Annotated in this window: 14 protein-coding genes; 3 read left to right on the top strand and 11 right to left on the bottom strand. The window is 50.3% G+C overall.

Annotation, left to right across the window (positions count from 1 at the left end; genetic code table 11):
* The coding region (gene nth, locus ACJAYR_RS14355; protein WP_415237245.1) for an endonuclease III at positions 1–624 on the top strand (624 nt) is incomplete at its 5' end.
* A gap of 3 nt (positions 625–627) precedes the next feature.
* Here the strand turns inward: nth and ACJAYR_RS14350 are convergent.
* The 3 genes from ACJAYR_RS14350 to ACJAYR_RS14340 form a co-directional block, all read right to left on the bottom strand.
* Complete coding sequence (locus ACJAYR_RS14350; protein ID WP_415237244.1) at positions 628–1,149, bottom strand: hypothetical protein; 522 nt, start codon at positions 1,147–1,149, stop codon at positions 628–630.
* Positions 1,146–1,847, bottom strand: coding sequence for an EI24 domain-containing protein (locus ACJAYR_RS14345; RefSeq protein WP_415237243.1), 702 nt, complete (start codon positions 1,845–1,847; stop codon positions 1,146–1,148). Before ACJAYR_RS14345 ends, ACJAYR_RS14350 begins: the two co-directional genes overlap by 4 nt.
* 87 nt (positions 1,848–1,934) lie before the next feature.
* Positions 1,935–3,335 (bottom strand): amidase, encoded by a 1,401-nt coding sequence (locus tag ACJAYR_RS14340; RefSeq protein ID WP_415237242.1) that lies wholly within the window; start codon positions 3,333–3,335, stop codon positions 1,935–1,937.
* Between the two features lie 123 nt (positions 3,336–3,458).
* On the opposite strand from ACJAYR_RS14340, the gene ACJAYR_RS14335 reads away from it, so the two are divergent.
* Together ACJAYR_RS14335 and ACJAYR_RS14330 are read left to right on the top strand one after the other, a co-directional pair.
* Positions 3,459–4,451 carry an adenosine kinase gene (locus ACJAYR_RS14335; RefSeq protein ID WP_415237241.1) on the top strand — a complete coding sequence of 331 codons (993 nt, stop codon included), beginning with the start codon at positions 3,459–3,461 and terminating at the stop codon, positions 4,449–4,451.
* Between the two features lie 81 nt (positions 4,452–4,532).
* Positions 4,533–6,248 (top strand): adenylate/guanylate cyclase domain-containing protein, encoded by a 1,716-nt coding sequence (locus tag ACJAYR_RS14330; protein ID WP_415237240.1) that lies wholly within the window; start codon positions 4,533–4,535, stop codon positions 6,246–6,248.
* A gap of 27 nt (positions 6,249–6,275) precedes the next feature.
* Here the strand turns inward: ACJAYR_RS14330 and ACJAYR_RS14325 are convergent, their stop codons facing one another.
* The 8 genes from ACJAYR_RS14325 to ACJAYR_RS14290 form a co-directional block, all read right to left on the bottom strand.
* Positions 6,276–6,605: a phosphoribosyl-ATP diphosphatase gene (locus ACJAYR_RS14325; RefSeq protein WP_415237239.1), complete on the bottom strand. Its 330-nt coding sequence runs from the start codon at positions 6,603–6,605 to the stop codon at positions 6,276–6,278.
* Between the two features lie 9 nt (positions 6,606–6,614).
* On the bottom strand, positions 6,615–7,373 hold the full coding sequence (gene hisF / locus ACJAYR_RS14320; protein ID WP_415237238.1) for an imidazole glycerol phosphate synthase subunit HisF: 759 nt from the start codon (positions 7,371–7,373) through the stop codon (positions 6,615–6,617).
* The gene (gene hisA / locus ACJAYR_RS14315; RefSeq protein ID WP_415237237.1) at positions 7,366–8,100 is read right to left on the bottom strand and encodes a 1-(5-phosphoribosyl)-5-[(5-phosphoribosylamino)methylideneamino]imidazole-4-carboxamide isomerase; all 735 of its coding nucleotides are present in this window, start codon (positions 8,098–8,100) and stop codon (positions 7,366–7,368) included. Before hisA ends, hisF begins: the two co-directional genes overlap by 8 nt.
* Entirely contained in the window at positions 8,097–8,654 is a 558-nt protein-coding gene (locus ACJAYR_RS14310) for a GNAT family N-acetyltransferase (protein ID WP_415237236.1), read from the bottom strand. The genes hisA and ACJAYR_RS14310 overlap by 4 nt, the downstream gene beginning before the upstream one ends.
* Positions 8,655–8,665: 11 nt before the next feature.
* Positions 8,666–9,304 carry an imidazole glycerol phosphate synthase subunit HisH gene (hisH, locus tag ACJAYR_RS14305; protein ID WP_415237235.1) on the bottom strand — a complete coding sequence of 213 codons (639 nt, stop codon included), beginning with the start codon at positions 9,302–9,304 and terminating at the stop codon, positions 8,666–8,668.
* Positions 9,288–9,737, bottom strand: a complete 450-nt coding sequence (locus ACJAYR_RS14300) for a DUF2628 domain-containing protein (RefSeq protein WP_415237234.1) — start codon at positions 9,735–9,737, stop codon at positions 9,288–9,290. The genes hisH and ACJAYR_RS14300 overlap by 17 nt, the downstream gene beginning before the upstream one ends.
* A 24-nt stretch (positions 9,738–9,761) precedes the next feature.
* Positions 9,762–10,361: an imidazoleglycerol-phosphate dehydratase HisB gene (hisB, locus tag ACJAYR_RS14295; protein WP_169543520.1), complete on the bottom strand. Its 600-nt coding sequence runs from the start codon at positions 10,359–10,361 to the stop codon at positions 9,762–9,764.
* A 123-nt stretch (positions 10,362–10,484) separates the two neighbouring features.
* Positions 10,485–10,712, bottom strand: a complete 228-nt coding sequence (locus tag ACJAYR_RS14290; protein ID WP_415237233.1) for a hypothetical protein — start codon at positions 10,710–10,712, stop codon at positions 10,485–10,487.
* Between the last annotated feature and the right edge of the window lie 142 nt (positions 10,713–10,854).

Below are 10,854 nucleotides of genomic sequence, written 5' to 3'. Positions count from 1 at the left end.
ATAAACGAATTTTTTCGCCGTATGAGCGAAGCCAATCCAGAACCGAAAGGTGAGTTGGATTACGTAAACCCGTTTACCCTGCTGGTTGCAGTTGTTCTTTCTGCACAGGCAACGGATGTTGGGGTCAATAAAGCAACCGGGCCGCTTTTTGCGGTTGCGGATACGCCTGAAAAAATGCTGGCTCTGGGCGAGGATACGGTCCGAGATTACATCAAATCAATCGGACTTTTTAAAACCAAGGCTAAAAATGTCATCAAACTTTGCGAAGCGCTGATCCGCGATCACCAAAGCCAAGTCCCGCAAACCCGCGAAGAACTTGAAGCCCTTGCCGGTGTTGGCCGCAAGACAGCCAATGTCGTCCTTAATATTGCGTTCGGCCAGCCCACGATAGCGGTTGATACCCATCTTTTCAGGCTGGGGAACCGAACTGGGATGGCCAAAGGAAAAACCCCGTTAGAGGTCGAAAAGAAACTCGCAAAAGTCATCCCAAAAGAATATCTGCGGCATTCTCATCACTGGATGATTTTACACGGCAGATATGTCTGCAAAGCCAGAAAACCTGATTGCCCGAATTGTCTGGTTGAAGACCTGTGTTCTTTTAAAGGGAAAACCACTATCGCGTGATGTTTAGCTCAGAATTTCGGCATGCTCGCCGACTTTTTTCAGCTGACTGCCAAAACAGGCCCGCGCATCCGACAGATAGGCTTTCTTCCGATCATTCATGGCAATATGCTGTACCGTAAGTTTCCCTGTTTTCTTGTCCGTTTCCGGATAGAAGATCAGATGCAGGGCACATTCACTGGTTAAATATTGCCAAACCTCTGCTGGCTTATCTTTTCGCCGAAGAGCCGGATCCCCGAAAACGGCTTTGATCTCGGAAATGGTTTTACCCATTAAAACACTGACTTTCGGGATCTCCGGCTCAGGCTCTTCCCTAACGTTTGGGTCAGTCTCTGGCGGAATGGCAGCCGTCACTGCGGGTGTTGCGTCCCCTTTGGCAGCCGCTTCCTCTTTAGCTTTACTGACTTCTTTCGCTATTTTTTGCATTTCCTTCTGCTCTTCCGTCTGCACCGCCTGCTGCGGTGTTCCGCAAGCAGTCAGCGCAAGAAAAGCAAGAGGGACAACCCATTTTAAAAGAGACAGGATCATACCACGTCAACCGCCGTGGCCGTTTTCTTGGCGGCCCGGTTTTTATAAAGATGGACCATCGCAGCCGTTGCAATGATGGGCACAATCAGATTGACGATTGGAATGGTCAGTGAAAAGGTAATCGCGACACCGATTAGGAAAAGTTCAAACCCGTCAATCTTCCGCAGTTTATTCACTTCTGACATATCGTGATGCCGTATAGCCACCTGTTGAAAAAACTCACGGCTTAAGAGATAGCCGTTCAACAGGTAATAAACGAACAGGTTGATCACAGGAATAAGATACAGTGGCAGGGCAACAAGATTGCATAACACAATCACCCCAAGAAATTTCACACTATCCCAGATCGACGACCAAAGCGGCACATCCCGTGCTTTTGAGTGAGACGGATAGTGTTTGGCTTCCACAGCATCGGCAATGTCATCCAGAAAAATGCCGATAACCGCACTCATCACAATAGGAAAACCAAAGCCCGCAATAATAAAAGCAGCCCCCCCAGTCAGAACAGCAATTAAACCGTTCACAAAATCTGTAAAGAACCCGTCCCCTTCCATACGCGGAATAAAATCACCCAGTTCCATCACAGCGATCACTGTAACCGCAAAGGCCAGTATGGAAACAAGAATGGATTTTATGAGAACCGACCGAAATTTCGGATCGCTCATCTGTGCAATAGCTTTACCAATAGCGTCAATCACGCGACTGCTCCCCTCCGGAATGTAATTTCATGCTGCATCATGTAGGCGTATCCGACACTCAGTGCAACGTCTTTCCTAACGATTCTGCTATTTTAAAACAGGATCAATCGGTACCAATCTAGAATATTCGTGATCAGCTTCAAAAAGCGCGGCCGCCTGCAATACCAGATCTTCCCGGTGGGCGGGCGCCATAATCTGCAAACCAACAGGCAAACCGGATTGGGTCATTCCACACGGCACCGAAATCACTGGACAACTTGTATTGGTCAGCAGATATGTCATAGCGAGCCAAGCGACGTAATTGTCAAACTTGACCCCTTCCACTTCTGACAAGGATCGTATTTCGTGATTGAAAGGTGGCACCATTACCGTCGGCGAAATAAGCAGATCATAGGTACCGAAAAATTCTGCTACTGCCGCATATAAAGCCCCCTGCTGTCGTTGTGCAAGGCCAATGTCATTGGCCGTCAATGCAAGGCCCGCTTCAATATTCCAGATCACGTCCGGCTTCAACAATGACCGGTGTTCTTTTAATTTCGGCGCATGAGCGGCCGCAAATTGTGCCGCCCGCAACGTCTGAAAAATGTTATCGCCGTCTGATAGATCAAAACAGTCTTCCTCTACAGAGGTAGCATAGTCTTTAAACGCCTCGGCAGCCTTTGCGCAGATCGCTGCGACTTCACCATCAATCGGACATTGCCCCAAATTTGGGCTATAGGCCACCTTGCCAAATTTCCGGGGCGCCTTGACCTTATCGAGGTAGGAGTAATCAGGTCTGGGCAGGCTGATGGGATCCGCGATATGTTCACCGACCATCATATCCAGCATCAACGCAACATCCGCAACTGTCCGTCCCATCGGGCCCTCAACAGAGCCAACACCGAACGGCAGGGTTGAGGGGCCATGTGCGACCCGGCCGGGAGAGGGCCGCAATCCAACGACCCCGGTAAAACTGGCAGGAATGCGCAGACTACCGCCCAGATCACTGCCTTGCGCCAACCAGACCTGGCCCGCAGCCAATGCCGCAGCAGAACCACCGGATGACCCACCGGGTGTTTTTGACACATCAAACGGATTGGTCGTTGTTCCCAAAACTTCATTAAATGTTTGCGCGCCGGCTCCAAATTCCGGGGTATTGGCCTTGGCAACCACAATACCACCCCGTTCTTCCAGTCGTTTCACCATAATATCGGAATGCGCGGCCACCTGATCAGCAAAGATCGGTGATCCCAGGGTAAATCGAACCCCTTCAACCGGCGTCAGATCCTTGATGGCAATCGGCAACCCATGAAGCGAGGGCTCATCATCGCTATGCCTTGCTTTTTTCATCAAGGATTTCGCATGGTCCCGCGCCCGATCAAAGCATTGAATAGGCAACGCATTTACGGCGTCCTCTGTTTCACGAATACGCTGTTCACTGGCGTCAATAAGTTCCAGCGGGGTCACGTCCCCCGCTTGTAACTTCTCTACTGCTTCAACCGCAGTCATTTTTATCAGTTCGTTCATGTTCTAATTGATGACAAAAATCTTGATAAAAGTACAGCCCTACCTTGCAACTGATCTTTGAAACACTATACTCCGCGCGGGCTTTACTCAAACAAGAGAGACTTCATGGCTGATTATAAATTTGATACTACCTGCATCGGAAATGCCATCGTGGACGTACTGGCGCGGATTGACGATGATTTTCTGACACAGGAAAATCTGGTCAAAAACTCTATGAATCTCATTGACGAGGCCCGGGCGGAAGACCTGTATGCTAAAATGGGAAGCGCTATAGAAATTTCAGGTGGCTCGGCAGGCAATACCGCCGCAGGTGTTGCCTCCCTCGGCGGAAAAAGCAACTATATCGGAAAAGTACGAAATGATCAGTTGGGCGCCATTTTCGCCCACGACATTCAGGCAATGGGCGTCACATTCGAAACCGAACGCAGCACTGACGGCGCAGCGACAGCCAGAAGCTTTATCCTGGTTACACCGGACGCACACCGGACAATGAACACCTATTTAGGGGCCTGTGTTGAACTGGGTCCGGACGATATTAATCCCGCCATGATCGCCGCTTCTGAAGTTACCTATATGGAAGGGTATCTTTGGGATCCTGACGGCGGTAAAGCCGCCTTCAGAAAAGCCGCCGAGATCGCCCATGAAGCGGGCAAACGGGTTTCCCTGACCTTGTCCGACAGCTTCTGCGTTGATCGGTTTCGCGGTGAATTCCAGACCTTTATCAAAGGGGGCGTCGATATCCTGTTTGCCAATGAGGATGAAATTAGATCCTTGTATCAAACAGAAGACCTGTCCGATGCAATCGCCGCTGTGCGCGACACCGTTGAAATCGCCTGCATTACCCGAAGCAACAAAGGGTCCGTTATCATTCAGGGCGACAACACACTGACCGTCGAAGCCGATACCAGTGTTGATGTGGTGGACACAACAGGGGCTGGCGACCTCTATGCCTCTGGTTTCCTTTATGGCTTTACGAACGGCTATAGCCTTGCCGACAGTGGCCGCATTGCGTCGCTTGCAGCCGCTGAAATCATCAGTCACATTGGTGCCCGTCCGGAAACCTCTTTGAAAAATCTGATTGCTCAAAAACTGTCGTAACGCCAGACGGATCAACAGAGAATTACTTGACACTCCAGACGGGACACCTCACTCTTTTCTGCAGACCATACAGGCGGACTTATGACAGCAGAAAACGACCCGTCCATTGATATTGTTGACAAACACCGCTGGGTAAGAGCCAGTTCACTCCGATTATATAGTGGACTGGTGCTTATGGTTTTTTTATGCATGCACCTTATCAATCACTCATTGGGGCTTATCTCGCTGGACGCTATGGAGGCCGGGCGTACCGTCTTTGTCGCGGTCTGGCGAAATCCCCTTGGTACAGTCATTCTTTTACTGGCCATGATGGTTCATGTGGTTCTGGTATTTGCAAAACTCCTCGCCCATCGTTCTTATAAACGCATCCCGGCAAAAGAGGTTCTGCAAATCACAATGGGGCTTGCCATCCCCCCGCTATTGGCCGGTCATTTGATCGGCACCCGAGTTTCTCACGAATTGATCGGCATACATGACAGCTATGCCTATGTGCTGTTCAACCTTTGGATTGCCGCCCCTGAACAAGCCGCGATGCAAACCGCGGGGACCTTGGTGGCCTGGCTCCACGGATGTCTGGGCCTGCATTTCTGGCTTCGCCTGAAACCCTGGTATGAAGACGCCTTTCCGTATCTCTATACGATTGCAATTATTCTACCGCTTCTGGCTTTGACGGGGTTTGTGAACGGGGCAAACGAAGTTGAAACGCTTCTTAGGGATCCCATCTGGAAACAGAATTTCTTTGATGCCCTTGGCATAACCGACGCGAAATACCAATGGTATCTGCAAGTCCGGGAAGTGACCTATATTGTCATCGTTGTTCTTTTGATGACGTTGCTGCTCAGCCGTATTTTCTGGTTTATTTATTTCAGGCGGGAAACCCTGATTTCGATTACCTATCCTGATGGACGCATCATATCAGGAGCGCCGGGCTCAACAATTTTAGAAATCAGTCAGCTTGGCAACATTCCGCATGCGGCCGTTTGCGGCGGCCGTGGGCGCTGTTCGACCTGCCGGGTCCGAATTATTTCGGGCGAAGATACCCTGCCGCCCCCCTCCGACAAAGAACTTGCTGTTCTGAAACGTGTTGGTGCGTCAGAGGGAACCCGCCTTGCCTGCCAGATTCAGGCGGTTTCCAATCTATCGGTCGCCCCCTTACTACCGGCCAAGGCAACTGCCCGTCATTCCTTTTCAAGACCACGATATTTACAAGGGGAGGAGAAGGAAATCGCGATCCTGTTCGCGGACCTTCGGTCCTTTACGAAATTTTCTGAACATAAACTCCCCTATGACGTGGTCTTTGTGATCAACCAGTATTTCCGTCATATGGGCGAAGCCATCGAACGATCCGGCGGGCATCTGGATAAGTTTATTGGCGACGGAGTAATGGCGTTATTTGGGCTGGAAGACAAACCGGACATCGCCGCGCGAAAAGCCCTAAGCGCGGCGAAAGAAATGGCCATCGAACTTGATCTGATGAACAAAAGCCTGAAATCTGATCTAAGCGAACCTTTGCAGATTGGTATTGGCGTCCATATCGGATCTGTGATTGTTGGAGAAATGGGATATGGAAAAGCAACATCCATTACCGCTATCGGTGATGCGGTAAATACGGCCAGCCGCCTTGAAAACATGAACAAAGAATATGGCAGCCAGTTGATTTTCTCGGAAAAAACGGCACTCGCAGCGGGTTTTGAGGGCAATTCGTCTCGCGAAAAAGTAATGATCCGGGGCCGAAACGAACCACTGGGCATTCACATCATAAAAGACGCAATGACCCTGCAAATCGACAAAGGCTAACGCGGGAACACCCTGAATAACGACCGGTCAGTCGTCGGTACGCATTGCCTTTTCATCCAGTCCGGACAAGCCTTCCCGCACGACCAGTTTTGCATATATTTCTGATGGCGCAACACCTGCATCCGCCCACAAGACACACATGTGATAAAACAAATCAGCACTTTCCGAAATTATCTCGTCACGGTTCTTCTGAACCGCCGCCAGCGCAAGCTCCACACCTTCTTCGCCAACTTTCTGAGCGATTTTTGCGGTTCCTTTCGCATACAGCCTGGCTGTATACGAACTGGTGGGATCCGCATCTTTTCGGTCGGCCACTGTCTCAAACAACCGGTCCAGAATATCTGCCTTATATGTCATAATGCCCCCTCAAAGCCTGACGGCAACGCCTGCCTTTTGCATCGCTTCTTTAGCTTCTTGAATAGAATGTTCGCCGAAGTGAAAAATCGAAGCGGCCAGCACCGCTGTTGCGTGCCCTTCCAAAATCCCTTCCGCCAAGTGATCAAGTGTTCCAACGCCGCCCGACGCAATCACAGGGATTGTGACAGCATCAGCCACAGCACGGGTCAATGGGATATTAAAGCCTTCGCGGGTGCCATCCCGATCCATTGAGGTCAGCAAAATTTCACCCGCACCATATTCGGCCATTTGTTGCGCCCACTTGACCGCATCGATGCCTGTTGGTTCACGCCCGCCGTGGGTGAAAATTTCAAATTTACCCGGGGCCGTCTGCTTGGCATCCACGGCAACAACGATACATTGATTGCCGAACTTTTGCGCGGCTTCACGAACAAATTCAGGATTATGAACGGCCGCCGTATTAATGGAAACCTTGTCTGCCCCCGCCAACAAAAGCTTGCGAACATCGTCAACGGTTCGTACGCCCCCGCCCACTGTCAACGGCATAAAACACTGCTCGGCGGTGCGGCTTACAACATCGTAAATGGTCTCGCGGTTATCAGAACTGGCTGTAATATCCAGAAAACAGAGCTCATCTGCCCCTTGTTCATCATACACTCGGGCTTGTTCAACAGGATCACCAGCGTCAATCAGGTCGACAAAATTGACCCCCTTAACCACCCGCCCGTCCTTGACATCCAAGCAGGGTATAACCCGGGATTTAAGCATTTGACAGCTCCACCATTTTGAGGGCTTCAGTCGGATCAATCCGACCATCATACAAGGCCCGGCCGATAATTACCCCTTCAATGCCACTGGACTGCACTGCCAGCAGATTTTGAATGTCATCAATCGACGCCACGCCACCGGACGCGATGACTGGAATGGAAATCGCCTGTGCAAGGGCTGCGGTTGCTTCAACATTCACCCCCTGCAAGGCACCGTCCCGGTCAATATCCGTATAAATAATAGCTTCAACCCCGGCATCTTCGAATTTACGTGCCAGATCCAAAGCCGATGTTTCACTTGTTTCGGCCCAGCCTTCAACTGCAACCATACTATCACGGGCATCAATGCCCACCGCGATATGACCTGGAAAAGCCTTACAGGCGTCTTTCACAATTTGTGGGTCACGCAGCGCAATTGTTCCAAGAATGACACGGCTAATGCCTTTGTCCAACCACATCTCGATGGTGGCGAGATCACGAATGCCGCCGCCCAACTGGGCTGGAACATCTGTTGCCTTCAAGATATTCTCAACAGCGGATGCATTCACAGGCTTGCCTTCAAAGGCACCGTTCAGATCGACAAGGTGAATGCGCTTGAAACCCGCCTGCCGAAAGGCTGCCGCCTGATCTGCCGGGTTTTCATTAAACACTGTCGCCGCCGCCATTTCACCGCGCAACAAACGCACACAATTACCATCCTTCAGATCAATCGCCGGATATAAGTTCATGTTGACGCCTCCTCCTGAAGGTCTTTCATATAGTAAAAGCCATCCACGAACTTCTCTCCGTTCCAGGCATATTTTTCTTTTGTCGCCCACCGCTTAAAACCACTGCTTTCGATGAGGGAAATCGCTGCTTTCTGCGTTTCACGCACATCAACTTCAAGGATCTTAAAGCCCTGCTTGGCGGCGGACTGCTCTATCACGGCCAACAGTCCAATGGCCAGACCATGCCCCCGCGCGTACGGAGCGATAAAAAAGGTTGAAATTTGCGCAATATGCGCACTCGCTTCATTATTGGAAAACGGCTTAACAAGCTGGCCTGAGCCAACGATACAGCCTTCTAGACGGGCGCAGTATACTTCGCGAACCGGAATGGTAACGACACCTTTCCAGAAAGCTTCCTGAACGGACCGTTGAGGCGGGGTCAGCCACCCAAACCCATTCCCATCCACAATCGCCTGATTGGAAGCATCACATAGATCGTCCATGTCTGCAGCACTTAGTTCCGTCATCAGTTCGATAACCGGCTGTTGGATAATTCTGTTATTGCTGTCGGGCATCCAAATATCCTTTACGGTTTCCAAGTCAGGAAATTACCGATTAGCCGCAATCCTGCTTCCTGGCTTTTTTCCGGGTGGAACTGAGTTCCAACCATGTTTTCTTTTCCAATAATCGCTGTCACTGTGCCCCCATAATCAACGGTTGCCAGAACATCTTTTGGATCCTCGGCCGCGACATGATAGCTATGCACGAAATAAATATGATCCCCGTTTTTCAGACCGTCCAAAAGAATATGATCTGATTGCAGGTTAAGTTCATTCCAGCCCATATGCGGTATTTTCAGCGACGGATCATTTGGTTTTAAGGCCGTTACTTCCCCCGGGATCCAGCCAAACCCATCGGTTTCCCCATATTCAAGGCTGCGGCTGGTCATCAATTGCATGCCAACGCAAATCCCCATAAAGGGCATCGCGCGTTTGACAACGGCTTCCTGCAAGGCATCCCACATGCCGTCCAGACTATTCAGTCCAACCTGACAATCCCGAAACGCCCCGACACCGGGCAGAACAATCCGATCGGCGCGCGCAACAACATCAGGATCGCTGGTCACAACGACGGTATGATCAAGGCCCCTTTCGCGAACGGCCCGTTCAAATGCCTTGGCAGCAGAACGCAGATTTCCAGAACCATAATCAATTATTGTAATCATTTTCTTTTCCACTCGTCCCGGCAAGATCCGGGGCAACAGAGGTTACGGATGTCTTGTATAAGTGCTCTTTGAACGCCTGTATTGCTATTCTTTCCGCCCCGTCCCGTGAATTTGCCATCACCGGGTCAGCTTCCTGATACCCGGCCTTGCGCCTCTGTTCGGCTTTTAACAGGGGTACGGCCCAGGCGAAAATCAAGTTTGTTCCCAAGGACAGTGAAAACGCCGTCGTTTGCGGAACGGATAACGTGTTCAACAGGATCGTTGTCAGGAAAATAACCGCGACATACAGAATAAGGGGAAGCCACAGCCGGTTCATCAACGCGTAGAGTACAGGCAACAGAAAGGCTAACCAGTGAAAGCTGTCGCGGTCAACAATCAACCCCGCACCATCCAATGGTCTGTCCATATGATAAAAGACAGAATAGGTCTTCATCCCATCACTGCCGGGACTGAACCCTTACAGGCTTCCGCCCAGCACTCCCTTTGTCGACGGAACAGCATCCGCCCGCCGTGGATCAATCTCTACTGCATCCCGCAAAGACCGGGCCAGCGCTTTAAAACAGCTCTCGATGATATGATGGTTATTTTCGCCATACAGATTTTCGACATGCAAAGTAATGCCCGCTCCATGCGCAAAGGCCTGGAACCATTCTTTAAACAATTCCGTGTCCATTTCACCCAGCTTGTCGCGGGTAAAAGCAACTTTCCAGATCAAGTAGGGCCGGTTGGAGATATCCAAGGCAACCCGTGTCAGCGTTTCATCCATTGGAATAAGGGCATTGGCATAGCGGCGAATCCCTTTCAGGTCGCCTAACGCCTCTGCAAAGGCGAGACCCACTGCAATTCCCACATCCTCGGTCGTATGGTGGAAGTCAATATGCAGGTCACCTTCAGCACGGATATGAAGGTCAATCAGACTATGTCGAGACAGTTGTTCCATCATGTGATCCAGAAACCCAATTCCGGTTTTCACATCATATTTACCTGTTCCGTCCAGATTGAGGCTTACTTCAATCTTGGTTTCGTTCGTAATCCGTTCTTGACGACCTTCACGCATGAAAATTCCTTTCCGGCGCATAAATTGAGACGCAGTCACGCGAGGATATAGCAGGAAGTCCCTATAAATCCAAGCATTGACAGAAAGAGAATGGATATTCGGTCGTAAAAAATGAAATATTTTTTATAAGTTTGCAGGGATCCCCGTATTTACAGGCGGGATGGTTTGCGCCCGGGAAACGGTTGCAAGCTGCTCTTCTGCGCAATTCATTGCGAAATCCAGACGGGCGGCCAGCTCCTTTTCACCATCTCGTATGGCATCCACCTTTAAATAGGCAAGGATTTCAAAGATTGCCTTTAAATTCGCCTGTTTTTCTGGGGAAGGCGGGGTATGCTGCATTGTCGCGTTCATTGTCGTCTCCAATTTTATGCCCCTCCGGGCCGTTTACATACAAACGCCTGACTGTTTCATCTGTGACAGGATTTCTGATCAAATGGAGGTTCAACCTTGACCGACGAATTAAAATGGTTACATCGTCTTTCATAAAGACACG

Source organism: Sneathiella sp. (genome assembly GCF_047631475.1).
Classification (GTDB): domain Bacteria; phylum Pseudomonadota; class Alphaproteobacteria; order Sneathiellales; family Sneathiellaceae; genus Sneathiella.
The sequence above is the reverse complement of the archived record's forward strand: the minus strand, read 5'-3'. Positions and strand labels throughout refer to the sequence as shown.